At 34.2% G+C, this 25,421-nt stretch carries 26 protein-coding genes and 1 other RNA gene; 23 read left to right on the top strand and 4 right to left on the bottom strand.

What is annotated here, in order from left to right:
* Positions 1 to 7: 7 nt before the first annotated feature.
* Entirely contained in the window at positions 8 to 1,036 is a 1,029-nt protein-coding gene (locus DOK76_RS11450) for a lactonase family protein (protein ID WP_206967894.1), read from the bottom strand.
* 196 nt (positions 1,037 to 1,232) lie between these two features.
* On the opposite strand from DOK76_RS11450, the gene DOK76_RS11455 reads away from it, so the two are divergent.
* Together DOK76_RS11455 and DOK76_RS11460 are read left to right on the top strand one after the other, a co-directional pair.
* Complete coding sequence (locus DOK76_RS11455) at positions 1,233 to 1,586, top strand: PTS glucitol/sorbitol transporter subunit IIA (RefSeq protein ID WP_206967895.1); 354 nt, start codon at positions 1,233 to 1,235, stop codon at positions 1,584 to 1,586.
* Between the two features lie 19 nt (positions 1,587 to 1,605).
* Positions 1,606 to 2,769 carry an AI-2E family transporter gene (locus DOK76_RS11460; protein ID WP_206967897.1) on the top strand — a complete coding sequence of 388 codons (1,164 nt, stop codon included), beginning with the start codon at positions 1,606 to 1,608 and terminating at the stop codon, positions 2,767 to 2,769.
* Positions 2,770 to 2,795: 26 nt separating this feature from the next.
* Here DOK76_RS11460 and DOK76_RS11465 read toward each other — a convergent pair whose 3' ends face one another.
* Positions 2,796 to 3,407 carry an FMN-dependent NADH-azoreductase gene (locus tag DOK76_RS11465; protein WP_206967899.1) on the bottom strand — a complete coding sequence of 204 codons (612 nt, stop codon included), beginning with the start codon at positions 3,405 to 3,407 and terminating at the stop codon, positions 2,796 to 2,798.
* Between the two features lie 180 nt (positions 3,408 to 3,587).
* Here DOK76_RS11465 and DOK76_RS11470 point away from each other — a divergent pair, with 180 nt between their 5' ends.
* The 9 genes from DOK76_RS11470 to nth all read left to right on the top strand — a co-directional run bounded on the left by DOK76_RS11470 (position 3,588) and on the right by nth (position 11,846).
* Positions 3,588 to 4,157, top strand: a complete 570-nt coding sequence (locus tag DOK76_RS11470) for a thymidine kinase (protein ID WP_206967901.1) — start codon at positions 3,588 to 3,590, stop codon at positions 4,155 to 4,157.
* 54 nt (positions 4,158 to 4,211) lie between these two features.
* Positions 4,212 to 5,282, top strand: a complete 1,071-nt coding sequence (gene prfA / locus DOK76_RS11475; protein WP_206967903.1) for a peptide chain release factor 1 — start codon at positions 4,212 to 4,214, stop codon at positions 5,280 to 5,282.
* Complete coding sequence (gene prmC / locus DOK76_RS11480) at positions 5,275 to 6,117, top strand: peptide chain release factor N(5)-glutamine methyltransferase (RefSeq protein WP_206967905.1); 843 nt, start codon at positions 5,275 to 5,277, stop codon at positions 6,115 to 6,117. Before prfA ends, prmC begins: the two co-directional genes overlap by 8 nt.
* Positions 6,118 to 6,130: 13 nt before the next feature.
* The gene (locus DOK76_RS11485; protein ID WP_206967907.1) at positions 6,131 to 7,156 is read left to right on the top strand and encodes an L-threonylcarbamoyladenylate synthase; all 1,026 of its coding nucleotides are present in this window, start codon (positions 6,131 to 6,133) and stop codon (positions 7,154 to 7,156) included.
* A 50-nt stretch (positions 7,157 to 7,206) separates the two neighbouring features.
* On the top strand, positions 7,207 to 8,445 hold the full coding sequence (glyA, locus tag DOK76_RS11490) for a serine hydroxymethyltransferase (RefSeq protein WP_206967948.1): 1,239 nt from the start codon (positions 7,207 to 7,209) through the stop codon (positions 8,443 to 8,445).
* Positions 8,446 to 8,525: 80 nt separating this feature from the next.
* On the top strand, positions 8,526 to 9,155 hold the full coding sequence (gene upp / locus DOK76_RS11495) for a uracil phosphoribosyltransferase (RefSeq protein ID WP_206967909.1): 630 nt from the start codon (positions 8,526 to 8,528) through the stop codon (positions 9,153 to 9,155).
* Between the two features lie 107 nt (positions 9,156 to 9,262).
* Positions 9,263 to 10,414 (top strand): hypothetical protein, encoded by a 1,152-nt coding sequence (locus tag DOK76_RS11500; protein ID WP_206967911.1) that lies wholly within the window; start codon positions 9,263 to 9,265, stop codon positions 10,412 to 10,414.
* A gap of 61 nt (positions 10,415 to 10,475) precedes the next feature.
* Positions 10,476 to 11,180 (top strand): DnaD domain protein, encoded by a 705-nt coding sequence (locus DOK76_RS11505; RefSeq protein ID WP_206967913.1) that lies wholly within the window; start codon positions 10,476 to 10,478, stop codon positions 11,178 to 11,180.
* 12 nt (positions 11,181 to 11,192) lie between these two features.
* Complete coding sequence (gene nth / locus DOK76_RS11510; RefSeq protein WP_206967915.1) at positions 11,193 to 11,846, top strand: endonuclease III; 654 nt, start codon at positions 11,193 to 11,195, stop codon at positions 11,844 to 11,846.
* A gap of 29 nt (positions 11,847 to 11,875) precedes the next feature.
* Here nth and DOK76_RS11515 read toward each other — a convergent pair whose 3' ends face one another.
* Positions 11,876 to 14,104: a PBP1A family penicillin-binding protein gene (locus DOK76_RS11515; protein WP_206967917.1), complete on the bottom strand. Its 2,229-nt coding sequence runs from the start codon at positions 14,102 to 14,104 to the stop codon at positions 11,876 to 11,878.
* A 4-nt stretch (positions 14,105 to 14,108) separates the two neighbouring features.
* Positions 14,109 to 14,711, bottom strand: a complete 603-nt coding sequence (gene recU / locus DOK76_RS11520; RefSeq protein ID WP_206967951.1) for a Holliday junction resolvase RecU — start codon at positions 14,709 to 14,711, stop codon at positions 14,109 to 14,111.
* A gap of 262 nt (positions 14,712 to 14,973) precedes the next feature.
* On the opposite strand from recU, the gene gpsB reads away from it, so the two are divergent.
* From gpsB to DOK76_RS11580, 12 genes are all read left to right on the top strand, one after another.
* On the top strand, positions 14,974 to 15,399 hold the full coding sequence (gene gpsB, locus DOK76_RS11525) for a cell division regulator GpsB (protein ID WP_206967919.1): 426 nt from the start codon (positions 14,974 to 14,976) through the stop codon (positions 15,397 to 15,399).
* Positions 15,400 to 15,423: 24 nt separating this feature from the next.
* Positions 15,424 to 15,793, top strand: an RNA gene (gene rnpB, locus DOK76_RS11530) — RNase P RNA component class B.
* Between the two features lie 86 nt (positions 15,794 to 15,879).
* Complete coding sequence (locus DOK76_RS11535; protein WP_206967921.1) at positions 15,880 to 17,031, top strand: THUMP domain-containing class I SAM-dependent RNA methyltransferase; 1,152 nt, start codon at positions 15,880 to 15,882, stop codon at positions 17,029 to 17,031.
* 2 nt (positions 17,032 to 17,033) lie between these two features.
* Positions 17,034 to 18,533, top strand: a complete 1,500-nt coding sequence (locus DOK76_RS11540; RefSeq protein WP_206967922.1) for a carboxypeptidase M32 — start codon at positions 17,034 to 17,036, stop codon at positions 18,531 to 18,533.
* Positions 18,534 to 18,711: 178 nt separating this feature from the next.
* A complete protein-coding gene (locus DOK76_RS11545) occupies positions 18,712 to 20,049 on the top strand; it encodes a TrkH family potassium uptake protein (protein WP_206967925.1) in 1,338 nt (445 codons plus the stop codon).
* A 67-nt stretch (positions 20,050 to 20,116) separates the two neighbouring features.
* Positions 20,117 to 21,007 carry a fructose bisphosphate aldolase gene (locus DOK76_RS11550; protein WP_206967926.1) on the top strand — a complete coding sequence of 297 codons (891 nt, stop codon included), beginning with the start codon at positions 20,117 to 20,119 and terminating at the stop codon, positions 21,005 to 21,007.
* A gap of 131 nt (positions 21,008 to 21,138) precedes the next feature.
* On the top strand, positions 21,139 to 21,822 hold the full coding sequence (locus DOK76_RS11555) for an NAD(P)H-dependent oxidoreductase (protein ID WP_206967928.1): 684 nt from the start codon (positions 21,139 to 21,141) through the stop codon (positions 21,820 to 21,822).
* 1 nt (position 21,823) lies between these two features.
* Positions 21,824 to 21,991 carry a hypothetical protein gene (locus DOK76_RS11560; protein WP_206967931.1) on the top strand — a complete coding sequence of 56 codons (168 nt, stop codon included), beginning with the start codon at positions 21,824 to 21,826 and terminating at the stop codon, positions 21,989 to 21,991.
* A gap of 69 nt (positions 21,992 to 22,060) precedes the next feature.
* On the top strand, positions 22,061 to 22,639 hold the full coding sequence (locus DOK76_RS11565; protein ID WP_206967933.1) for a hypothetical protein: 579 nt from the start codon (positions 22,061 to 22,063) through the stop codon (positions 22,637 to 22,639).
* 177 nt (positions 22,640 to 22,816) lie between these two features.
* The gene (locus DOK76_RS11570; RefSeq protein ID WP_206967935.1) at positions 22,817 to 23,689 is read left to right on the top strand and encodes an ATP-binding cassette domain-containing protein; all 873 of its coding nucleotides are present in this window, start codon (positions 22,817 to 22,819) and stop codon (positions 23,687 to 23,689) included.
* Position 23,690: 1 nt separating this feature from the next.
* Positions 23,691 to 24,446 carry a hypothetical protein gene (locus tag DOK76_RS11575; RefSeq protein ID WP_206967937.1) on the top strand — a complete coding sequence of 252 codons (756 nt, stop codon included), beginning with the start codon at positions 23,691 to 23,693 and terminating at the stop codon, positions 24,444 to 24,446.
* Between the two features lie 95 nt (positions 24,447 to 24,541).
* The gene (locus DOK76_RS11580) at positions 24,542 to 25,291 is read left to right on the top strand and encodes a tyrosine-protein phosphatase (protein ID WP_206967940.1); all 750 of its coding nucleotides are present in this window, start codon (positions 24,542 to 24,544) and stop codon (positions 25,289 to 25,291) included.
* The last annotated feature ends 130 nt before the right edge of the window (positions 25,292 to 25,421 follow it).

Consider the following 25,421-nt stretch of genomic DNA (forward strand, 5'->3'; position numbering starts at 1 on the left):
TCTTTTTTTAATTAAATTGAATGCAAACAATTTCAGGTGCATAGATGTCTTTTTGTAATAAATGAAGCTCTCCTGAATTTGTGTCACGTTCGAATAGAGTTAAGTTATCTGTATTTTGATTTGCCACGACTACAAATTGTTGATCAGGTGTGATATCAAAATCTCTTGGGAAATCTCCTTCAACTGAAATAAGTTGGATTAACTCAAGTTCTTGAGTGTTTTCGTCAATGTGGTAAACAGCTAAAGAGTTATGTCCACGGTTTGACGCATACAGAGTGCTACCATCTTTTGACACACGAATGGCTGCGCCACCGTTAAATTCAGCATAACCTTCTGGTAAAGTTGAGATAACTTGTTTTTCAGTGAATTCACCTGTTGCTTGGTCGTAAGCTAAAACAACAACATCACTTGATAGCTCACCGAATAAATAAGCTACTTGATTATTTGGATGGAAGACAATATGTCGAGGTCCAGTTCCTGGATTAGCTTTAAAAGTAGCTACTTCAGTTAGCTTTCCTTCAGAGTCAACGTCATATGTATAAACAGTATCGTTTCCTAAGTCACAAGCTACTAAACGGTTATCTGGTGTTAAGTCAGAGTAGTGAGCATGAGGAATTCCTTGATTTTCATGAGGACCATTTCCAGTGTGTTCAATGCGATCTGCTAAACTTAAAGAACCATCTTCGTTTATTTTGTAAGATGTAATTAAACCTTTATGGTAATTAGCTCCATAAACAAGTTGTCTTGCTTCATCAACTGCTACATAACAAGGTGGAGCTCCTTCTTCAGATATACGGTTTAAAAAAGTATAAGTGTTGTCATCATTTTTTTGATAAGCAGCCACGCCACCTAAACTACCATCTTTAGAAACAGCATAGATTGTTTCTTTATCTGAGATTGCTAAAAAAGTTGGGTTATCTTCTTTAATTAATGGTTGTAAGTTAATTAATTCTTTTTTTTCTGTATCTAATTCGATTGAATAAATCCCTTGGCTGTCCTTTTTAGTGTAAGAACCTAAAATCATTTTTTGCATCAAAGCTACATCCCCTTCATATATATTTCTTAACAGATTATAACATAAATGAAAGCACTATAATTAAAAATACGTGAAATTATCAGAAAAGAAAGCAAGAGTCTCTACACCATCTTGAAGGTTGTTGTTTCATAACAAGTTTTGTAAGATCTTATGGTATACTAATTGTAGGTAATTAAAAATTAAGAGGTGTAACTATATGAAAAAATCAGTGGTAACTCATATTGGAGAAGAAGCAATTAGCGTTAAGGATCCATTAATTATTTTATTTGATAACAGTGCAACAGAAGCTCTAAAAGCTGTCTCTGTGATTCAAGAATTTGAAACAAAAGAAGAGTTAGAGTTAATCGTAGGAGGTAAACTTCTATTTGATGAACAAGAATATAGCATTAAACAAGTAGGACCAATTGCTAATGATAATTTTAAAAGCATGGGGCATGTGACAGTATTCTTTAAAGAAATTACAGAAGATGATATGTCTGCAAATGCTGTTTATGTTGAACCTTACATTGTTCCTGAAATAAAAAAAGGAACCATTATAAGCTACACTTAAAATAAAAGGAGTGGTAGCCATGTCAGAAAAAAAGTTGAATGAAAACAAATCAAAAAGTTGGGTCAATCAGCTATTAGTCAATAATCAGATTTTAATGCCTTTAGTGACGATTGTCCTTTGTTTACTAATCGTCTTATTGTTTACTAAAGTGTCTCATTTATTCGAACCTATCATGCAATTTGTAGGGATAGTGGGTCTTCCTATTATTATTTCTGGATTGCTGTTTTACATTTTTAATCCAGTAGTTGATTTTATGGAGAAAAAAGGCATTAAAAGAAATTTTAGCATTATGCTACTTTATGTTATTGTGATTGGCTTAATTGTCTGGGGAGTTATTATTTTGGTCCCTAAAATCGAGCATCAAACAAAGAGTTTTATTGAGGATTGGCCAGTTTATTGGCAGACAATCGAACAGAAAACAGGAGAGTTTTTCAATGCACCTTTATTTGAAAAATTCAGTGAACCTATTGAAAATGCGATTAATGAGCTATTCAGTTCTATTAATCAAATAGCTAAAAGTATTTCTAAAAATGCTTTTACTGGGATTGGTAGTGTTGTTGGAGCAGTGGCTAATATTGTGGTGACAATCGTGACGGTACCTTTTATCTTATTCTATCTCTTAAAAGATGGAAAAGAATTGACGCCTTATGTGACTCAATTTTTACCAACAAAAATTAGACATAAAACAATCGTGGTTTTGAAAGACATCAATAAACAATTGTCTTCTTATGTAAGAGGTCAAGTAACTGTAGCCATCGCAGTGGCCATTATGTTTATGATTGGCTTTTCAGTAATTGGTCTGAAGTATAGTATCACTTTAGGTGTGTTAGCAGGTTTTCTAAACTTGATTCCTTATGTGGGTTCTGCTTTAGCGACTATTCCAGCAGTCATCTTAGCTTTGGTCGATGGGCCAAAAATGTTAATTGCCGTGATTATCGTTTTTGTGTTAGAACAAACCATTGAAGGCAAGTTTATTTCACCTTTAGTTTTAGGTAGTCAGTTGGATATTCACCCGATTACGATTATTTTTGTGTTACTTTCAGCAGGAAAGATTTTTGGTTTTATGGGTGTGATTATTGGAATCCCCGTCTACGCAACCATCAAAGTGATTGTGACTCATTTGTTTACATGGTACAAAGAAAAATCAGGTTTATATGAAGAAGACCTGATAGAAAAAGGCTAACGCAACTAAATGCGTTAGCCTTTTTTTTAAAATGATGTTGCGATTTGAACAGCTTTTTCTTTTGCTTTAGCAATGATTTCTTCAGCTCGTTCTGGTTGATGATCAACGCCTTCAATGAAGATGTGTTGAATATCAGTTAAGCCCATGAAGTTGAAGATTGTTTCAATGTATTTAGAAGCAGGTTCTTCACCTGAATAAAGACCACCATTTGATTGGATATGGACTAATCTCTTTTCTGGAACAAGACCAACTGGACCTGTTTCAGAGTATCTAAATGTTTTTCCTTTTACAACAATAGTATCGATCCACGCTTTTAAACGAGTAGGAACGCTTAAGTTCCATAAAGCATTAGTAATAACAATTTTATCTGCATCTAAAAATTGCTCAGTTAATTCGTTAAAACGAGTTAATGTTGCTACTTGTTCGGTTGTTAATTCTTTTTGGCTAGCAGCATCAGCCCACGTATTTAATAAATGTCCATCAATTTCAGGGACTTCCTCTGCGAAAATATCAAGAACAGTCACTGTATCAGTTGGATGACTTTCTTTGTATGCTTGAATAAAAACGTCTTGTGTTGCCACAGAACGAGAGTTGTCAGCACTTTGAGGATGTGCTTTTACGACTAAAAGATTTGCCATGATGTTCCTCCTACTTATTAATTGTTAGTTCGCTAATTACTATAACTATAGTTTTCATAAAAGTAAAGAAAATAATTGTAAAATTTTCTTAAGGTAAAAATGGACAATTTATAAGGAAGATAATGCTTTTTTTTTGAAATTAAAGTATACTATCATAGGATAAACAAGGGGGTTAAGTAGATGGCACAACTATTTTTTAAGCATGGTGCAATGAATAGTGGGAAGACAATTGAAATTTTAAAAGTAGCACATAACTATGAAGAACAGGAAAAACCAGTTGTTTTAATGACAAGTGGACTAGATACACGAGAAGCTGTGGGCATTGTTTCTAGCCGAATTGGTTTAAAGCGTGAGGCAATTCCTATCTTTCATGAAACCAATGTGTTTGATACAATTAACTCATTATCATTTAAGCCATACTGTGTTTTAGTTGATGAGTCACAATTTTTAGAAAAGCAACATGTGATTCAATTTGCCAAGGTTGTAGATGAACTTAACATTCCAGTGATGGCATTTGGTTTGAAAAATGACTTTAGAAATGAGTTGTTTGAAGGCTCTAAATATTTATTACTTTATGCAGACAAAATCGAAGAGTTAAAAACGATTTGTTGGTTCTGTCATAAAAAGGCAACAATGAATTTGAGAATGAATAATAATCAACCAGTGTACACAGGTGAACAAATTCAAATAGGTGGTAATGAGTCTTACTTCCCAGTTTGTCGTAAGCATTATTTTAATCCACCAAAATAGAAAAATACCATAAAATATGTATAATTAGGTTAAGAAGTAGAAAGGAAGATCGAGATGTTTGATCAATTACAATCCCTAGAGGATCGTTATGAAGAATTAGGAGAACTGTTAAGTGACCCTGAAGTTGTTAGTGACACGAAGAGGTTCATGGCGCTTTCAAAAGAAGAAGCCAGTACAAGAGAAACTGTTGATGTGTATCGCCGTTACAAAGAAGTTGTTCAAGGGATTAAAGATTCAGAAGAACTTTTAGGTGAAAAACTAGACGATGAATTGCAAGAATTAGCTAAAGAAGAATTGGCTGAATTTAAAGCTGAAAAAGAAGAATTAGAAGATAAAATTAAAATTTTATTATTACCAAAAGACCCTAATGATGATAAAAACATTATCATGGAAATTAGAGGAGCTGCTGGTGGAGATGAAGCTGCCCTTTTTGCAGGTGATTTATTTGAAATGTATCAAAGCTATGCATCTGCTCAAGGTTGGAAATTTGAAGTTATGGATGCTAATATCACAGGAATTGGCGGTTACAAAGAAGTAACAATCATGATTACAGGAGATAGCGTCTTTTCTAAATTGAAATATGAAAGTGGTGCTCACCGCGTTCAACGTGTACCCTCAACTGAATCTCAAGGTCGTGTACATACATCAACTGCAACAGTTGTGGTACTACCAGAAGCAGAAGAAGTAGAATTAGACTTAGCGGATAAAGACATTCGTGTAGATATTTACCATGCAAGTGGAGCCGGTGGTCAGCACGTTAATAAGACAGCTTCAGCTGTTCGTTTAACACATATTCCAACAGGTATTGCTGTAGCGATGCAAGATGAGCGTTCTCAGTTGAAAAACAGAGAGAAAGCAATGAAAGTTTTAAGAGCTCGTGTCTATGATCAAATGGTAACCGAAAGTCGTAGCGAATACGATGCAACACGTAAATCAGCCGTTGGGACTGGAGACCGTTCAGAACGTATTAGAACGTATAACTTCCCACAAAACCGTGTGACCGATCACCGTATTGGTTTGACGATTCAAAAATTAGATCAAATTTTAGCTGGAAAAGTAGACGAAATTATCGATGCGTTGATTATCTACGATCAAACAGAGCAGTTGGCTAAATTAAATGATTAATCAAACAACTTATTTTGAAGTCCTTAAATGGGCTTCTTCTTTTTTAGAAAATAATCAAAAAGAATCCTTTATGGCTGAGTATTTGTTGCTAGAAAGAAAGGATTGGAGCAAAACAGATTTATTGCTCCATTTTAAAGAAACCATGCCTGAAAGTGAAAAAGAGCAATACCTAAAAGATTTAGAACAATTAGTAAAAGATGTACCAGTTCAGTACTTAATTGGTTCCACAGAATTTTATGGTAGACGTTTTTTAGTTACAGAGGCTACTTTAATTCCTAGACCAGAAACTGAGGAATTAGTTGACTTGATATTAAAAGATTTACCTAATGAACCTTTAAATATAGTCGATATTGGAACAGGAACAGGGGCAATTGCTTTAAGTTTGAGTTTAGAACGTCCAAACTGGCAAGTTACGGGGATTGATATCTCAAGAGAAGCACTAGAAGTGGCAAAAGCCAATAGTAAAGAACTACAAGCTCAAGTGACATTTGTGGAAAGTGACGTACTAGAAACGTATGCTTCAAGTCAACCTGTTGATGTTATTGTCTCTAATCCACCTTATATTAGCCTTGATGAGTGGGATGTTATGGATGAATCGGTTAGAAAATTTGAACCCAAACAAGCCTTGTTTGCTGATAATAATGGGTTATTTATCTATGAAAAAATTGCCAAAGAAAGCCAAGCAGTCTTAGCAAGTACAGGGCGTATCTATTTAGAAATCGGGTATCTTCAAGGCGAGAGTGTTTCAAGACTATTTAAAGAGGCATTCCCAGAAAAAGAAGTAGAGGTCATTCAAGATATGAATGGGCAAGATCGAATGATTCGTGTGAAGTAAAGGAAGTGTATTGATGGAAACAAAAATAATCCATCCAAGTGAATTGAACATAGCAATTAAAGGAATACAACAGGGAGAATTAGTGGCTTTTCCTACTGAAACAGTATATGGATTAGGAGCAGATGCAACTAACGAAGAAGCTGTTAAACAAGTTTATTTAGCTAAGGGACGACCAAGTGACAATCCTTTAATTATCCATGTCTCAAGTAAAGAACAAGTGCTTCAATTTGTTGAGACATTACCAGAAAAAGCCAAGGAATTAATGACTCGTTTTTGGCCTGGACCTTTGACGTTAATCTTTCAATTAAAGGAAAAGTCAGGTCTCTCAAAAACAGTAACAGGTGGTCTATCAACAGCTGCCTTTAGAATGCCTAACAATGAGTTAACTTTAGAGCTGATCAAACAATCTGGACGTGTGTTAGTTGGTCCAAGTGCTAATACATCAGGCTTGCCTAGTCCGACGTTAGCTGAGCACGTCTTTCATGATTTATCAGGTAAAATCTTTGGTGTTCTTGATGGTGGTATGTGTCAGGTTGGTTTAGAGTCCACTGTTTTAGATATGTCATCTGAAACAGATATCCCAGTTATCTTACGTCCTGGAGCAGTAACAAAAGCACAACTGGAAGCTGTTATTGGAGAAGTATCGATTGACCAACATTTGGTTAGCGAAACGGAAAAACCTAAAGCGCCAGGGATGAAGTACAAACACTATGCCCCTAAAACACCAGTTGTCATGATTGACTATCACATGAATAATTGGCAAGAAGCAATCAACGAGGCTAAAGAAAAGGGGCAAAAAGTGGGAGTTCTTATCAATCAAGCAGATGCTAAAAATTTATCCAACTTAGATGGTGTCTTTTTACTTTCGAGCCAACGAGATGTTAAAGAAGCCATGAAATCTCTATTTGCTGGTTTAAGAGATCTAGACGAACGTGGGCTAGACATTATTTTTTCAGAAACTTATCCTGAAAAAGACGAAGGTTTAGCATATATGAATCGTTTAAAGAAAGCATCTAACCAAAAAACTTATTTAAAATAACTGGTTTTATGATACAATGTATGTAATTTAGGAGAAAGAGTGGGATTATGATGGATTATAAAAAAGCAGATGCTGTCCTTTGGGATGCTATTGAAAATGAAAAAAATCGTCAAGAGAATAACATTGAGTTAATTGCTTCTGAAAACTTTGTTTCAGAAGGCGTTATGGCAGCTCAAGGAAGCGTGTTAACAAATAAGTATGCTGAAGGGTATCCAGGCAAACGTTATTACGGTGGTTGTGAATTTGTTGACGTTGTTGAAAATTTAGCCATTGAACGCGCGTGTGATTTATTTAATGCCACTTATGCCAACGTACAACCTCACTCAGGTTCTCAAGCTAATACGGCAGCTTATTTAGCATTAGTTGAACCAGGAGATACTATTATGGGAATGGATTTAACTGCTGGTGGGCATTTAACTCATGGTTCTCCTGTTAACTTTAGTGGTAAAACATATAACTTTGTTTCATATGGTGTTGACCCTGTGACAGAAGTAATTGATTATGAAGTGGTTAAAATTTTAGCTAGAAAACACGAACCAAAATTAATCGTAGCAGGTGCAAGTGCTTACTCACGTGAGATTGATTTTAAACGTTTTAGAGAGATTGCTGATAGCGTTGGAGCAAAACTAATGGTTGATATGGCTCATATTGCTGGTCTTGTGGCAAGTGGTCTACATCAAAATCCAGTATTGTATGCAGATATTGTGACTTCTACAACACATAAAACATTACGTGGACCTCGTGGAGGATTAATTTTAACCAATGATGCAGATTTAGCTAAAAAAGTGAATAGTAACATTTTCCCAGGTATTCAAGGTGGTCCTTTAGAGCACGTGATTGCTGGTAAAGCAGTTGCATTTAGAGAAGCTTTATTACCTGAATTTACAACATATAGTGAGCAAGTGATAAAAAATGCGAAAGCGATGGCTCGCGTGATTAATCAAACACCTGGACCTCGTCTAATTAGTGGAGATACTGACAATCATTTATTATTAATTGATGTCACTGATTTAGGTTTAACAGGTAAACAAGCAGAAGCGATTTTAGATAGTGTTCATATCACTGTGAATAAAAATACAATTCCGTTTGAAAGTCGTAGTCCTTTTGAAACTAGTGGTATTCGAATTGGCACACCAGCTATCACATCCCGTGGTTTTGATGAAGATGATAGTAAAAAAATTGCAGAATTAATCATTGAAGCTTTGGTTCACTATGAAAGTGAAGAAGCTTTGGAATCAATTCGTCAATCAGTTGCAGAATTAATTCAAAAAAATCCGCTTTATAAGTAAATTTTTTAAGGTAATTGCTAGTCAATTGCCTTTTTTTCCGTTACAATAGATTGGAACAAAAATTAAAGGAGAATCATGATATGGGAAAATTTCAAGTTATTGATCATCCACTTATTCAACACAAACTAACAATTATTAGAGACAAGAATTGTGGAACAAAAGTTTTTCGTGAAGTAGTTGATGAAATTGCTATGTTAATGGCTTATGAGGTTTCAAGAGACATGCCTCTAGAAGATGTAGAAATTGAAACACCAATGGGCAAAACAGTCCAAAAAACATTAACAGGGAAAAAAGTTGCAATTGTCCCAATACTTCGTGCAGGGATTGGTATGGTTGATGGAATGTTACAATTAATTCCAGCAGCTAAAGTAGGTCACGTTGGTTTATATCGTGATGAAGAAACATTTGAACCAGTAGAATATTTTGTTAAATTGCCAGCAGACATTGCTGAACGTCAATTATTTGTTGTTGACCCAATGTTAGCAACAGGTGGATCAGCTATTATGGCTATCGACTTACTAAAAAAACGTGGCGCAACAAATATTAAATTTGTTTGTCTAGTTTCAGCTCCAGAAGGGGTTAAAGCTCTTCAAGAAGCCCATCCAGACGTTGATATTTACACTGCAGGTCTTGATGAAAAATTAAATGAACAAGGTTACATCGTTCCTGGTTTAGGTGACGCTGGAGACCGTTTATTTGGTACTAAATAAGTAATATCTCATTCAATGGATATGTCAGAAACTCCCAATATAGTGAAGAAAGATGTGAGTCTTATTCCTATAATGGGAGTTTCTATTATGTTTAAAGGGGTGACAACATGAATGAAGAAAAAGAATGGCATGTGCCAGTCGAATCGGATGACTATAAGTTAGATAATAGCCGACCTTTAACCATCAAAGAACGGTTAGAAATTTATGTCAAATTAACTAAGCAACAAAGAGAATTAATAGATGCTCATCGTAAATATTTGATTCGTTCAGAATTTTTAAAGGACAATTACCTAAAAGCTTCAGATTGGGAGTTTTTAGATTTAAAAATAGATGAGAACTATCCAAATACAATCGATGAAAAAAATAAGCTTTATTGCCAATGTGGAAGGCGCTTAAAATATCAGTATATTGTTAGATCAAAGGCAACTAATCAAACCATGGGTTTGGGGATTCAGCATTTTAAAGATCATCTTAATATCCCTTCTCAAGTTGCAAAAGAAATAGTTGATCGTTTAAACAATGTTGATTTTGCTTTAGATGAGTTACTTTGGTTGAAAAGAAGGGGGGTCGAATTTCCAGAAGGACTTTGGAAAAGTTATGCTTTTTTTGTTTATCAAAACCAGTTTAGAAAAGTACCTTATGATATTAATGTGTCGCTAGGGCGACGTTTTGCTGATTTTAAAGAAGTAGAGATGCCTATTTATGTTTCTGATTATCATGAGATTCTTCGGGAGATAGAACAATTAAGAATATTTCATGAGCCAATAACACATCCTATATATAACGAAGAAAATTTCCGTCATTTTGAAACTAATTTAGTAGCTAACATCCAACAAGAAACATTGTTTCATCAGGCGAGTATCTGGTCAAGTCAGATTCAAAAAAGGATAAAAACGCATCAAGAACAACCTAGTTTACCTAATCATTTTTTTGAAGAAATTGTAACTATTTTAGAGAAAGAATCTCCTGTCAGGGAAAAGGAGTTAATGTTGTTTGCCAATAAAGGAATGGGAAAATGGCTTCAAAAAGAAGTCTATCTTCATTTATTAGAAAGAGTAGAGGCTAATGGTTTAAATGAGGTTACCTTGAATGAAATTCATCCCTTTATGAGAGACGGCTTACTAAGTTGCATAGAGAAAAAAGAAAAGACAGAGGCTGTAACCACATCTTTAGAAAAAATAAAGACTATCTTAAGTGAGCTTGATAATGAATCAAGAGAGACGTTGATGAAGCAACTTAAGAAAGAGTGGCAAGAATAAGGATCTATAGGAATTTTTGATGAAAGTTTGATATACTAAAGGGGAAAGAGAGTGAGGAAACATGTTATCAATAAATGAATTTTTAAAAGCAGATTTGACGAATGTTTCTAATTTACTGCTAAAATACTATAAAAAAATTGGTATGTCAGATAAAGAGTTTTTATTTTATTTACAACTACTTAGCTATAATCAAATGGGAAATCCGTTTCCAGATCTAAGTGTGATTGCTGAGACTATGGATATCCCTGTAGATGAATTATTTAAATTACTTCAGCATTTAATTGATCAGGGAATTATTTCCATTGAAACGAATACGAATCAACAAGGTCAAAAAGAAGATAGCTACAATTTAACCTTGGTGTATGAGCGTTTATCTATGTATTTAGAACAACAACAGAAAAAAACACAAGATCGTCAACAAGAAAATCAAGTGGTTAATCTGTATCGTACCTTTGAAACAGAATTTGGTCGTCCATTGTCTCCGATTGAATTTGAGACTATTCAAAGTTGGTTAACAACGGATCACTATGATATCGAGCTTATCCAATTAGCTTTAAGAGAAGCAGTATTAAATCAAGCCTATAGTTTGAAATACATCGACCGCATTTTACTGTCTTGGGAAAGAAAAAATTTAACATCTAAACAACAAGTTCAAGTTGATCAAAAGAAACGTTTAGCTAAAATTGAAAGCCAATCTGAGGCTGAAATTGAAGAGGAATTGCCACATATCCCTCTTTATAATTGGTTAAATCCAAATCAAAAATAAAGGGGTGTTAACATGTTATCTGGGAAAAAAACAGTAGAGGCGTTGGACCGTATGGAGCTAATGTATCCTGATGCTAAGGGTGAATTAGACCACGAGACACCGTTCCAGTATTTAATTGCGGTTATTATGAGTGCTCAAGCAACTGATGTGTCTGTGAATAAGGTAACGCCGACTCTTTTTGCTAGCTACCCAACAGCACATGATTTAGCAAAAGCACCTCTTGAAGACGTTATGGAAAAAATAAAAACCATTGGCTTATATAAGAATAAAGCTAAAAATATTATTAAGACCTCTCAAATGCTTGTTGAACAATACGACGGAGAAATTCCTCAAACGATTAAGGAATTAGTAAAACTTCCAGGAGTAGGCATAAAAACGGCTAATGTTGTAGCAGGAGACATGTTTAATGTTCCTGCGATTGCAGTAGATACTCATGTAGAAAGAGTCTCTAAACGCCTAAGAATTTGTAAGCAATCAGTATCTGTGACAGAGGTAGAGGAAGTTTTAATGAAAAAAATTCCTCGTGAAAGATGGGTACAAGCCCACCATACCATTATCCTTTTCGGTAGGTATCATTGCACTGCTAGAGCACCAAAATGTGAGGGTTGTCCCTTACTTGATATGTGTATTGAAGGGCAACGAAATCTAATAAAAAAAGAGAAGTGAGATTTAATCTCGCTTCTCTTTTTGGTTAGTTAACTATTACCACCGTCACCACCATCGCCTCCACCTGGTGCTTCTGAGCTAGATGTTGGTGGTTGTACTTCAGATGTTGGTGGTGTGACATCTGAACTTGGTGGTGTTTCAGAAGATGGTGGTACAACTTCTGAGCTTGGTGGCACAACTTCTGAGCTAGGAGGTGCCACTTCACTTGATTCTTCTTTTTTCTCACTAGATTTAGACGTACTAGAGCTTGATTCAGTCGATGAGCTACTAGTGCTTAGTGTACTATAAGTATTTTTACTTTGGTTACCGACAAAATCTTTCAAGTAAACTTCGCTACCAACGCGAACCACATCTTCAGGTTGACTCCAGTCAGTGGCTTCTAAGTTTTGATATAAGAAAGTCATATAGTTACGATAAATATCCATTGCTAAATGCTGAGAATAATACGGGATAGGTGTGAAATAATCATCGTAACCTGTCCAAACAGCAAAGGAGTATTTTGGTGTGTAACCAGCAAAGGTAATATCTGGAACACCTTCACCTTTTACTTTATCAAGGGCATCATCTGCATAGTTAGATGTTCCTGTTTTACCAGCTTGAATGACGGTTGGTATTTGAGCATCAACAGCTGTCCCACGTTTGATAACGTCTTTTAACATATCCGTCATAATATAGGCAGTTGATTCTTTCATAGCACGGTTGCCTTTAGGCTCGAATTTTTCTTCTGTCCCATCAGAATAAACAATTTTATTAACGTATGATGGTTCATAATACACACCACCATTAGCAAAAGCTGCATAGGCCGCTGATAATTGATTTGCTGAACCTTGCATCGTAATGGCAGTTGATTCGTAAACATCGTTATCAAAGCCTAATTTTTTTATGAACTCTTGAGATTTGTCCGTTCCAACTTCTTCTAAAGCTTTAAGAGCAGGGATATTACGAGAGTCTACTAGAGATTCTCTCATGGTTAAACGTCCACGATACGCTTTATCATAGTTGTAAACAGGTTTACCATTTGATTTATAGTTATAAGGCTCGTCAATATAAATCTCACCTGAACCATAATTTAAGTTTTCAATTGTAGGGCCATATGCCACTAAAGGTTTAACAGTTGAACCAAAGTCACGTTGGTTGGTAACAGCTCTATTAAGTGAACGCTGTGATTCTTCTTTCATTTTTCTACCACCAATTTGAGCTTTTACTTGTCCAGTTTTAACATCAATTAAAGTTCCAGCGACTTGCATGTCATCATCAGGGAAATCAATAGAAGAGTTTTCATTGTTAACCAAGTTATATAAATAAGTTTGAGCTTCTAAATCAATGTTTGTGTAAACATCTAAGCCATCAGTATAGATATTTTTCTTGGTTTTCTTTTGAACTTCAGCAATAACTTCATTATAGTAATTATCTGTTACCCTTTGAATCGTAGAATCTTCTTTAAGAGGTACAAGGCCTGCATCGATTGGCTCAGCTACAGCTTCATTGTATTCTTTTTCAGAGATTTTTTTGTCTTTCAGCATTTCTTTTAAGACCATATCGCGACGTTTTTTTGCATAATCAGGATGGACATATGGGTCGTAATCCATTGGTGATTGCGGCATACCAGCAAGTAAAGCATATTGTGCTAGAGATAACTCGTTAAAATCTTTACCATAAAAAGTTTCGGCAGCAGTTTTCATCCCGTAGACACCATTTGACATAAATACGCGATTAATATAATAGGTTAAAATTTCATCTTTGGATTTTTTCTTTTCTAATTCAACAGATAGCCAAGCTTCTTGAGCCTTACGTTTTAAGGTTTGATCTTCTTGTTTATGTGAGAAGTAAGATAGCTTAATTAACTGTTGGGTTAAGGTACTTCCTCCTTGTCGGCTATTGCCTTTTAGGTTGGAAACAGCAGCACCAGCAATACGAATAGGATCAATCCCCATATGTTTTTCAAAACGCTTGTCTTCAATTGAGATGATAGCGTCCTTTAAGGTTGGGGGAATCTCGTTTGGTTCAATAGTTTCTCGCTTTTTCTCACCTAAAGTTAAAAAAGGATTTCCTTTTGAATCATAGAGAGTAGAAGAAAGAGTGTCTTCTAATTTAGCAAAATCTAATTCTGGAGCGTCTTTAACGTAATAGAAGAAAGTAGCTCCTCCAATGACTAAAGGAATGCAAATCAGAGAAAGAATAACGATTAGGGTAATTAATAAACCTTTTCCTTTTCGTCGTTTTCTTCTGGGTGGTTGTCCAGTTGGCTCGTTTATCATGTGATTAATCTCCTTTTAAAAAATGTTGATCTAGAATACTAAGATACGGAATCCTTGGGGCATACCCTGGAATAATCTCGTATCCATGTGTGTTGATAGCTTCAAGTGGAATGGATTTTCGACCATTCTGTTGTTGTTTGTTCCAGTAATCGATAATAAGTTCTGCTGGAACGAGAAAATACGATTTGTTTGTTGAAAAGCTCATCAGAACAAATACAATTCCTTGTTGATTTAAGCAATTTTCCATATGAGTAATTTGGTGTTGATGGAAGTTGCTTAAAGGAAAGGAAGTCTTATTTTTTGTTTCTTTGGCTTCAAAATCAATGTATCTTCCTTTATAGATGCCATTGTAGTCAGTAGTAGAGGCTTCTTTAAAGTAGGCTTCTTTAATCACAGCAGCACTTCTTTTAGGATAATCTACTTTGACAATTTGAACTGGTGTAGGCTTTTTATGAATCACAGCAATATTTCTATCCAGATAATATTGATTCGTTTGATTGATTTCAGCTTCAAATGTCATTCCACGATTGGCAAAATTAACTGGTTTCTTTTTTGATGGCTGAGTGGGTTGATTAAACTCACGTCCATTTGGGTATTTTATCCTCAGAAATATCACTCTCCTAGTCCGTATTATAACAAATCTTTAATTACAATGAAAAGGAAATAGAAGAAAAGTCTAAGTATCTATTAAAAAATACGATAAATTTTGAAAAAAGTTAATAAAATAGTTGTGTTCTTTAGCAAAAGTTATTATAGTAGTTAAGGATAGGATGAATTCGGTTTGATTTATCAAATAGAATTAGATACAATGAACACATTATAAAACGCAAGTATTTGCCTAGACAGTAATAAAAGATGAGGTGTATGAAGTGGCTAAATTAACATATTCAGCAAGAGATATTTTACAAAAGGAATTTAAAACAAAAGTTAGAGGCTATGATTCAATTGAGGTAGATGAGTTTTTAGATAACGTGATTAAAGATTACGAAGCTTACAATCAAGAAATCTTAGCATTGAAAGAAGAGAATCACCGTTTGGTTAACAAAGTTGACCAACTAACACAAAATCAAGCAACTTTATCTAGAATGAAACAAGAAGCACCTAAAACAACAGCAGTAACTAATTTTGATATTTTAAAACGTTTATCAAACTTAGAAAAACATGTTTTTGGTAGCAAGTTAGATGAAGAAGCTCAAAACAGTAAAATTTCAGAACACGCTAAAGCAACATTAAATAGCGCTGCACAACGTGTGTTTGAAGAAAATGAAGATTTAGACGCAACAAAACGCTTTTAATCAATTGACATGATTATATTTGTAGTTTTCGGATAATCGCAGCTAGCAAACGCTAGTTGAGGAAAGTCCATGCTCGCACAAACTGAGATGTTTGTAGTGTTCGTGCTTAATGAAACAATAAGTTAAGGTACTCTTTAATAAGAGTAACGGCAGAAAAAACAGCTAAGGTGTCTTCACTATGCTGGAGTATTCTTGAAAGTGCCACAGTGACGAAGTAATTTTAGAAATAAAATTAGTGGAACGGGTAAACCCCTCGAGCGAGCAACCCAAACTTATGGTAGGGGCACCTTTTTCAGGGAATTGAACTTAGAAAAGGGACAGAGTATTCTGTAGACAGATGATTATCGTTAGTAGTTGTCCTGACAAATACTAATACAGAACATGGCTTATAGAAAACTACAGTTATCAGGATGCCTTCCTTTATTTGGAAGGCTTTTTTTTATAAAAAATTAAAAACATCGTAAAGGATGGATAAAAAATATGAAACAATTTAAATTAGTTGCAACAGCTGCTAGTGGGATTGAAGCCCTAGTAGGAAAAGAGTTAAGGGATTTAGGTATTGAGTGCCAGGTTGAAAATGGAAAAGCTATTTTTCATGGTGACATTGAAACGATTGCCACAGCCAATCTATGGTTAAGAACAGCAGATCGTGTCAAAATAATTGTAGCTGAATTCGAAGCCAAAACGTTTGAGGACTTATTCGAACAAACAAAAGCCATTAAATGGGAAGATTTATTACCTATGGATGCTGAGTTTCCTGTATCTGGTAAATCAATTAAATCGACTCTGTTTAGTGTGTCAGATTGTCAGGCAATCACTAAAAAAGCGATTGTTAATCGCTTAAGTGATTACTATTCTCGTTATGGTCGTCTTCCTGAAACGGGAGCAAAATTTCCAATCGAAGTGGCTCTTTTAAAGGATAAAGTAACTATTACGATGGATACAACTGGGCCAAGTTTATTCAAACGTGGTTACCGTCTTGAAAAAGGGGGAGCACCTTTAAAAGAAAACATGGCAGCAGCGATCATTACTTTAACAAACTGGCGTAAAGATCGTCCGTTCTATGACCCAACATGTGGTTCTGGTACATTTTGTATTGAAGCAGCTTTAATCGCTAGAAATATGGCACCTGGTTTTAACCGTGAGTTTATGTTTGAAGCATGGCCATGGGTAGATAAATCAATTCTTGAAAAAGTTCGTAATGAAGCTGAAGAAAAAGTGGATTATGAAACAGAATTAGACATTTTAGGAACAGATATTGACCCACGTATGATTGAAATTGCTCAAAGAAATGCAGAAGAGATTGGTTTAGGGGAAGATATTACCTTTAAACAAATGAATTTAAGTGACTTTACGACGCAAAAAGAGTATGGTGTGATTGTAGCCAACCCACCATATGGAGATCGTTTAGGAGACGAAGCTCAAGTACAAGCTCTTTATAAAGTAATGGGAAAAGTCTACAAACCACTAGACACATGGAGTAAATACATTTTAACAAGTGATTTAACTTTTGAAACACACTTTGGCAGCAAAGCAACTAAGAAACGTAAATTATATAATGGAGCAATCAGAACTGATTTGTTCCAATATTGGGGCAAACGCCCACCTAGACAACCAAGAGTGGAGGAATAATAATGACAAAAGAACAAGAATTTTTAGCTTATTTGAAAGAAATTTCACTACTACAAGAAGCAGTTGGTTTAGCTGAATGGGATTCTCAAACAGGAATGCCAGAAGAAGGAGCTTCTTATCGTGCTGAGATGTCTAGTTATTTATCAGGTATGGCATTTGATAAATCAACTAATCAAACAATGACAGAGTATATGACTTACTTTGAAGCTCATCCAGAAGAATTATCAGCGTTTGGTAAAGAAGTTTATGCAAAAACAAAAGAAAACTATGACTTAAACAATAATATTCCTGTTGATCGATTCCAAGAATTTATGAAGTTAACATCAAATGCACATAGCATTTGGGTGAAAGCTCGTGAGAATAAAGATTACAGTGTATTTAAAGAGTCTTTAGAAAACATTATTCTAATGACTAAAGAATTCATTCCTTTATGGAAAAAAGAAGAAGCAACTAATTACGATGTTTTGTTAAATCAATACGAACCTGGTATGACCACTGAAATTCTTGATAATGTATTTGAACAAGTGAAAAAAGGAATCATTGAGATTCGTCAAGAAATTGAAAGTAAAGGGACTGCGCCTAGAACTGATTTTATTCACCGTTCAGTTGCAAAAGAAACTCAAAAAGAATTCGTGACAAAAGTCATTGAACAATTAGGTTATGATTTTTCAAGAGGTCGTTTAGATGATACTGTCCATCCATTTATGTTGAACCTAAACAGAAACGACGCAAGAATTACGACTCGTTGGGATGAAACAGATTTCATCATGGCAACGTTAGGTGTTATTCATGAGGCAGGACACGGCATGTATGAGCAAAACGTAGATGCTAAATACGATTACACACCTCTTGCTGGTGGAACATCAATGGGAATCCATGAATCTCAATCTCTATTTAATGAAATCATTGTTGGTGGTAGCCAAGCTTTCTGGAGTAGACAATACCCATTACTACAGTCACTAACAGGAGATACTTTTAAAGATATTGACAACGATGTCTTTTATAAAGGTTTAAAAGAAACAAAACCAAGTTTAGTCAGAATTGAGTCAGATTCATTAACTTATCCATTACATATCATTATTCGTTATGAAATTGAAAAAATGATTTTTAACGAAGACATTAATTTAGAAGATTTACCAACTATTTGGAATGATAAATACGAAGAATACCTAGGGATTCGACCTGAAAATGATTTAGAAGGTATTTTACAAGATGTTCATTGGTCAGGTGGTAGTTTTGGTTACTTCCCTTCATATGCTTTAGGTTATATGTATGCGGCACAGTTGTACCATGCTATGAATAAAGAAATGAATGTAGAAGAAATATTAGCATCTGATGACTATTCATCTATCCTTGCTTGGTTAACTGAGAACATCCATCAATATGGTAGCTCAAGAAAACCAAATCAATTAATCATGGATGCAACAGGTGAGAGCTTGAATCCACAATATTTAATTGATTACATGAAAGAGCTATACTTCAACGTTTACGACATTGCGTAGATAAGTGAGGCTGAAACAAAACGAGTAGTATGTTTTGTTCCAGCCTTTTAACATGATAAAAGTAAAACAGTCTGTGAATTGACGATTGATAATGAGAAGAACCAATTTTGGGAGTTGAACTCAGTAATTATCAAAGGTAAAATGAATCAGATATTATAAAAAAATTGAGGACTATTTAATGAAGAAATTAGCAAGTAAAAATTTTAGAATCAGCAATGTTCAGTTTATTGTATTAATGTTTTTAATGATTATTTTTATTGGTTCTGTTTTGTTATGGTTACCTTTTACCCATCAAGAGGGCCAAACACTTCCATATATTGACGCTCTTTTTGTTGCTACGTCTGCTGTATGTGTGACAGGTTTAACTCCAATTAATATCTCAGAAGTTCTTAATCCCATTGGACACACTGTTATGATGTTATTAATTGAGCTTGGTGGGCTTGGATTTATGTCCGTTGCATTGATTTTAGCTTTAATGTTTAAAAAGAGAGTTTCCTTTCAGTCTCGTTTATTGATTAAGGATACATTGAATTTAGATCAATTAGGTGGTTCTGTTAAGCTATTAAAATTTGTGGTGAGATTATCTCTAAGTATTCAGTTGATTGGGGCGTTATTATTAAGTACTCAATTTATTCCAGAATACGGTCTTAAAAAAGGGGTTTTCTTTAGTATATTCCATTCGATTTCAGCCTTTTGTAACGCAGGGTTTGATTTGTTTGGTGATAGTTTGATGAGTTTTCAAGGCAATGAGTTTGTATTAGTGGTCATAGCACTACTTATTTTATCAGGTGGATTTGGTTTTATTGTATGGTATGATTTGATTCATTATAGAAGTCAAAAAAGATTATCCTTACATACTAAAATTGCCCTAGTGGTTTCGCTTTGTCTAGTTGCAGGCGGTACGTTAATCTTTTTAATCACAGATGCTAATCGTGGCAGTTCAGTTGGCAATCAATTAGCGAATAGTTTCTTCCTAAGTGTCACGCCAAGAACGGCAGGATTTGCTTCTCTTGATTATGCAACGATGAGTTATGCGGGAATATTATTGACGATTGTTTTAATGTTCATTGGTGGAACGTCAGGGTCGACTGCCGGTGGGATAAAAACAACTACACTAGGTGTGTTACTGATCCAATTGATTAGTTTACTAAGAGGTCGAGAAGATGCAGAAGGTTTTGGACGTAAAATCCCAATGCAGACTGTCATGAAGGCTTTCATGTTTGTGTTCTTCTCAACAGCTATTTGTTTTGTGAGTGCACTTGTTCTTTCTATGACAGAAAGTATTCCTTACCAATCGGGAATTGAATATGTCTTATTTGAAGTTGTTTCAGCCTTTGCTACTGTAGGCCTTACAATGGGATTAACACCAGATTTAACAGTATTTGGTAAATTACTTATTATGTCCTTAATGTTTGTTGGACGTGTAGGACTTTACACAGTCGTATTTGCATTATTAAGAAAAAATGCTAAAAAACAGAAATTTAATTATGTGAGTGAAAACGTTTTGGTCGGCTAAAAAAAGCTTAAAAAACACGTGGATTTGTATTATAATGAAGTCTAGTTAAAATAAGGGAGAGAGATGTATGATTGATGAAACTAAGTTACAAATAATGTCAGAAAAGCCTGGAATTGTTGCTGCGATTGATCAGAGTTTAAATAGCACACCTGCTGCTTTAAGAGCATACGGCATCCCAGATGAAACTTATCACACAAAAGCAGAAATGCTTGATTTGATTCATGATATGAGAAGTAGAATGATTGTTAGTACTGATTTTTCTTCAGCTCATATTTTAGCAACGATTTTATTTGAGGACACAATGAAACGTAAAATCCAAGGAATGTACACAAGTGAGTATCTATGGGAGAAGAAACAAATCATTTCCTTCTTAAAGATAGATGAGGGCCTAGATGTACCAGCTAACGGTGTCCATTTACTAAAACCAATGATTAATTTTGAAGAGCGATTAAAAGAAGCAAAAGAACACCAAATTTTTGGAACAAAAATGCGTTCACTAATTGTTAACGCTAATGAAGTAGGCATTAAAGACTTAGTTAAACAACAATTTGATATTTCAAAAGTCATCTTAGAGCATGATTTAATACCAATTATCGAGCCAGAGGTAGACATTCACAGTACTGATAAAGAAAAAGCAGAAAAACTATTGAAAAAAGAATTATTAGCTCAATTAGATGCTTTAGATGAAGGTTCTCAAGTGATTATTCAATTATCTCTTCCTGTCATCCCAGACTTTTACGAAGACCTTGTCGCTCACAAAAATGTGATTCGTGTCTTAGCTGTATCAGGTGGTTACCGAAAAGCGGAAGCTGACAAAAAATTAAGCCAAAATCATGGCATTATTGCTAGTTTTTCGCGTGCTTTAGAAGAAGGCTTAACTTATCAAGAAACTGACTTTGAATTCGAAATGACGTTAAAAGAAAGTATTCATGCTATTTTTGATGCGTCAATTCAATAATAATTAGCTATTAAATGATTAAAAAGAGGCTACGACATGAGCTTTGTTACTTGTGTCGTAGCCTCTTTAAGCATGTTTTTATCATAAAAATAAGTTTCCTGTTATGATGTTTTAGAATGGAGTGGATTAAGTTGAAAACAGTAGTAATTGTAGCACACCCAGATTATTCAGATTCTAGTACCCAACAATTTTTATTAGAAAGTGGTAAACATTTAGAAGAAGTTTACTATCATTTTATTGATGATAAAGAGATCGATGGGCATAAAGAAAGACAACTGCTAGAAAAATATGACCGAATCATTTTTCAATTTCCGATGTATTGGTATAGCGCTCCTTATGAATTAAAGAAATGGATAGATCAAGTGTTTGATGATTCTTTTATTAAAGGAAGAATGGAAGGCGAAGGCAAAGAGCTAGGTTTAGTCGTTACTCTAGGAGTCGCTGAAGAGTCTTTTGCAGCAGGCAAAGCAGAGAAATTTACGTTATCGGAACTATTCCGCCCCTTTGAAGCCTTAGCCAGTAAATGCCAAATGATTTATTTACCGATTTTTTCAGTTTCGCTTTTCCATTATATGCCAGAAGTTAATCGAAAGACACTTTTGATTAAGTATCAACAGTACTTAACGAAATCAAATGAAGGAACCTTTAAGAGTGAAGAAGAGTGGTTCATTACTTATTTAGAAAAGTACCGTGAACGTTTTTCAGATGAAAGAAAAGGAAGAATTAATTTAATTTTAAATCAAGTGAAAGAAAATCGTGAGACTTTAGATGATTTACTTGTTTTAGTTAAAGAGATGAGGGAGGACGCCTACTAAGATGGATTGGCTATTAAAAGAAGTTAAAGAAGCAGAAGAATCTGGGCAATCATACGAAGAAAAAGCTTTTTTTCAAGAGTTAGAAAACATCATTAAAGAACAAATTAAACGAATTGAACAAGCTGAAGGAGAACTAGACGGGACACTCTGGAGTCCCAAAAAATGGTGAGACATTTAACTTTTCTTTCGTTTATAGTATACTTAACTTTAAATAAAGATAAGACTAATAGGTGATGAGATGAAGAAGAAATGGTTAGTACTGTTGTTAATTCCTGTATTTGTTTTAACCAGTTGTGGTAAAAAAAATGCCTCAGAGACAACCAAAGCAAGTAGTGAGCCTAGTGGCATGGTAGTTAAAACAACGACTAAAAAAAGAAGTGATGTAATTAATAATATCTTAGTTGGTAATTCTAAGATCAGTTTTAATAACGTCAAATATGACATGATGTCTGATGGAGAATTCAAGCAGCATGAGTTATGGGGAACCTTTGAAGCAGAAGGAAATAAAAATACGTATATTCAACTTGATGCTTTTGATAATCAACAACCTGTTTATGGAGAGTTATCTGGTTATGAACTAGATGGTGTTAAATGGGATGAGGCAGAGGCTGTTCAGTATTTAAATCTACAAGAAGAGGCTCTTCAATATTCAAAAGATGGTAAGGTATTAATGTATAAAGCAAGGACTGGAGATTTGATCTTTTCTGTTACTATGTTTGGTAAGAAAAAATTAACAGAAGAAGAAGTTTTAGAATTAAAAGCCCTAGCAAAAGGAATCAAAATAGAGTACGTAGAAAATCAGATTAATCCAGGTTAATAGGGACAATCGAAGTGTTTTTGATTGTTCTTTTTTTGCATAAAACGCTAACAATGACAAATGTTTTACGTTTGTTCCCTTTTGTTATAGTAGTGTTATGAAACTGTAACATTGCTAGACTATGATAGTATTGGTTAATTTTTTAATACGCAGGAGAAGTAAGAAAGGAAATAAGTTATGGCAATCGAAATTCGTGGAATGTCAAAAACTGCAGATGAGTTATTAGTCTTAAACGACATAGATTTAACTTTTCAAGAAAAGAAAATATATGGTTTATTAGGCCAAAATGATTCTGGTAAAACGACATTAATGCGTTTAATAGCGCACTTAAGATTTCCAAGTGAAGGGTATATCGAAATTGATGGTATTGATATAGAAGACGATCAAGATGTGTTAAAACAGGTTTATTTTTTAACTCATGATCACATCTATCCCAAAAGAGCCCGTTTAAAACATATTGTGAAATGGATGGGCATGTTTTACCCTAATTTTCAAACAGAAGAGTGTCTGTTACTACTTGAGAAATATCATTTAAATGAAAAGGCAATTTTTTCAAAACTACCTTTAAAAAAGAAAACATTATTCCAAAGCTGTTTAGCTTTTAGTAATGATGTGGACTATTTATTATTAGATGAACCAGTATTTGGTTTAGATGCATATCATCGTCATGCCTTGTATCAAGATATGTTGGCTAGTTATGATAGATATCCTAAGACAATTATTTTATCAACTCATGGTATAGATGAGATTGAAGAATTAATTGAACGTGTGGTTATTCTAGAAGATGGTCAAGTGTTAATTAATGATGAGGTTAAAAGTTTAATTAAGCGTGCTTATTCAGTGAAAGGGCCTGAAAAAGAAGTTAGAGAATTTCTACAGAAAAAAGAAATTTTAGGCCAAGAATACCGCAGAGGAATCATTAAAGCTTATGTTCAATTAGAAGCAGATGACATCATAGATGACAAGCATTTAGAAATTAAATCCTTAAATTTACAAGAATTGTTTATTCAATTAACCCGCGATGTTTATGGTGAAAGAGGGGATAAATAAAATGAATAAAACAGCAATGTTAAAGCTTCAATTAATTAGGTATTTAAGAGGAATTAGTTTATTTTTAGTTGTCTATTTAGTTAGTATAGGACTTTTTAGTTTTATCGCACCACTTACAAAACTATCTTTTGATTTTGATAATTTAAGTTATATTTTTGTTATCTATCTAGGGATTATTTCATGGATTATTACAGGAAGCAGTGTGAAACTATTTAGTTATCATTCATACAGTCGTCAAAGTATTATTAATATGTCATCGGTGGTTCAGCTAATAATAAGCTTACTGGCTAGTTTACTGTTAATGGGACATACTTTTTTAATGGGATTGTTTCCAACTTTATCTAAAGATCAAGCGGCAAGCCAGGTTAGAAATATTTACATCAGTGATTTGACAACCATTCCTTGGTTACAAGTACTACTAACTATTGTATTTATTATGTTGGCTATTTTTACATTATTGCAGTTAACTAATTTAGTATTGATTAGTACTTACAAAATGAAACGCAGAAATGCAATCATTTTAATCCTTGTGATGGCATTGATTGTTTTTGGGATTTTGTTTAGTTTACCATTCTGGAGTAAATCAATGATTGGTGTAGCAATTATTGTGTTTGGTTTTCTATTTGGAACAGGGCAAAGTATGGTTCCTGCCATTGTGATACCATTAGTTATTCTTTGTTTAATCACTCTAGTTTCTTATCTGTTGAGTAAAAAATGGTTGAAGCAATTAGAGATTTATAAAAATATTTCTATTTAAAAAGGACATCTGTCCTTTTTTTTGTGCCTGAGAATGATATAATAGTGCTAATCTTGTTTTTTAAGATACGTATTTTATATTAGGAGGTCATAGAAATGGAATCATTAGTAAATTTTAGAGATATTGGGAATATCCCAACCAGTGATGGGAAACTAGTTAAACCTAATTTCTTTTTAAGAAGTGGTGAAGTGGTAAATATTCATCAATCAACTGTTGATAGTTTGTTAAACGAATATAAATTGAAAACAATTATTGATTTCCGAGGTATTAAAGAAACCAGTGAACGACCTGATGACACGTTAAATGGTGTAGGCTACGTTAATATTGATATATTAAAAGATGTGAAGGGTCAAGGTGCAAGCTTTGAAGATTTACTAAAAGGAGCAGGTACAGCAGATACGGGTATGTTAGAACTTTATGAAGAGCTTGTTTTAACTGATGGTGCTAGAAAAGGCTATCAACAATTTTTAGAGATGATTATTTCTAATCCTGCTTCCCCTGTTTTATTCCATTGTTTTGCAGGAAAAGACCGAACAGGCTTTGCGGCTGCTATCATTTTAAAAAGTTTAGGCGTATCAGATAATTTAATTTACGACGATTATCTAAAAACAAACGACATGCGTAAAAAAGCCAATGCAGCAATCGTTGCTGATTTAAAAACAAAGGGCTTAACAGATGAGCAACTTAATGAAGTGCTAGTTATGATGAATGTAGACAAACGTTATTTAGAGCACTCTTTCCGTGTAATAGATAAAGAGTTTGGAGGATTTGAAGGGTACATTTCTGATGGTTTGAAGATGCCAAAAGAATTCTTTAGTGACATGAAACATCATTTTAGTGCGTAATAAGACGATAAAGAAGAGTGTGACATGTAGTGACCCCTAAAAGTTAGACTTTTAAGGAGTGGAGAAATCCACTCCTTTTTGATGTTTCAAAATTAATATCTAAGCTACAGATTGTGTTGCTTTTCGAAAT

The organism is Candidatus Vagococcus giribetii, assembly GCF_017316185.1.
Lineage (GTDB): Bacteria > Bacillota > Bacilli > Lactobacillales > Vagococcaceae > Vagococcus > Vagococcus giribetii.

Bases quoted from the DNA above. Each gene is read 5' to 3' on its own strand.
- DOK76_RS11545 (WP_206967925.1), top strand. From the start codon at position 18,712: ATGAAGAAATTAGCAAGTAAAAATTTTAGAATCAGCAATGTTCAGTTT.
- prfA (WP_206967903.1), top strand. From the start codon at position 4,212: ATGTTTGATCAATTACAATCCCTAGAGGATCGTTATGAAGAATTAGGA.
- DOK76_RS11500 (WP_206967911.1), top strand. From the start codon at position 9,263: ATGAATGAAGAAAAAGAATGGCATGTGCCAGTCGAATCGGATGACTAT.
- DOK76_RS11565 (WP_206967933.1), top strand. From the start codon at position 22,061: ATGAAGAAGAAATGGTTAGTACTGTTGTTAATTCCTGTATTTGTTTTA.
- DOK76_RS11460 (WP_206967897.1), top strand. From the start codon at position 1,606: ATGTCAGAAAAAAAGTTGAATGAAAACAAATCAAAAAGTTGGGTCAAT.
- DOK76_RS11560 (WP_206967931.1), top strand. From the start codon at position 21,824: ATGGATTGGCTATTAAAAGAAGTTAAAGAAGCAGAAGAATCTGGGCAA.
- DOK76_RS11455 (WP_206967895.1), top strand. From the start codon at position 1,233: ATGAAAAAATCAGTGGTAACTCATATTGGAGAAGAAGCAATTAGCGTT.
- DOK76_RS11580 (WP_206967940.1), top strand. From the start codon at position 24,542: ATGGAATCATTAGTAAATTTTAGAGATATTGGGAATATCCCAACCAGT.
- DOK76_RS11505 (WP_206967913.1), top strand. From the start codon at position 10,476: ATGTTATCAATAAATGAATTTTTAAAAGCAGATTTGACGAATGTTTCT.
- DOK76_RS11535 (WP_206967921.1), top strand. From the start codon at position 15,880: ATGAAACAATTTAAATTAGTTGCAACAGCTGCTAGTGGGATTGAAGCC.
- prmC (WP_206967905.1), top strand. From the start codon at position 5,275: ATGATTAATCAAACAACTTATTTTGAAGTCCTTAAATGGGCTTCTTCT.
- DOK76_RS11465 (WP_206967899.1), bottom strand. From the start codon at position 3,407: ATGGCAAATCTTTTAGTCGTAAAAGCACATCCTCAAAGTGCTGACAAC.
- DOK76_RS11550 (WP_206967926.1), top strand. From the start codon at position 20,117: ATGATTGATGAAACTAAGTTACAAATAATGTCAGAAAAGCCTGGAATT.
- DOK76_RS11575 (WP_206967937.1), top strand. From the start codon at position 23,691: ATGAATAAAACAGCAATGTTAAAGCTTCAATTAATTAGGTATTTAAGA.
- DOK76_RS11540 (WP_206967922.1), top strand. From the start codon at position 17,034: ATGACAAAAGAACAAGAATTTTTAGCTTATTTGAAAGAAATTTCACTA.
- upp (WP_206967909.1), top strand. From the start codon at position 8,526: ATGGGAAAATTTCAAGTTATTGATCATCCACTTATTCAACACAAACTA.
- DOK76_RS11570 (WP_206967935.1), top strand. From the start codon at position 22,817: ATGGCAATCGAAATTCGTGGAATGTCAAAAACTGCAGATGAGTTATTA.
- nth (WP_206967915.1), top strand. From the start codon at position 11,193: ATGTTATCTGGGAAAAAAACAGTAGAGGCGTTGGACCGTATGGAGCTA.
- DOK76_RS11515 (WP_206967917.1), bottom strand. From the start codon at position 14,104: ATGATAAACGAGCCAACTGGACAACCACCCAGAAGAAAACGACGAAAA.
- DOK76_RS11485 (WP_206967907.1), top strand. From the start codon at position 6,131: ATGGAAACAAAAATAATCCATCCAAGTGAATTGAACATAGCAATTAAA.
- glyA (WP_206967948.1), top strand. From the start codon at position 7,207: ATGGATTATAAAAAAGCAGATGCTGTCCTTTGGGATGCTATTGAAAAT.
- DOK76_RS11470 (WP_206967901.1), top strand. From the start codon at position 3,588: ATGGCACAACTATTTTTTAAGCATGGTGCAATGAATAGTGGGAAGACA.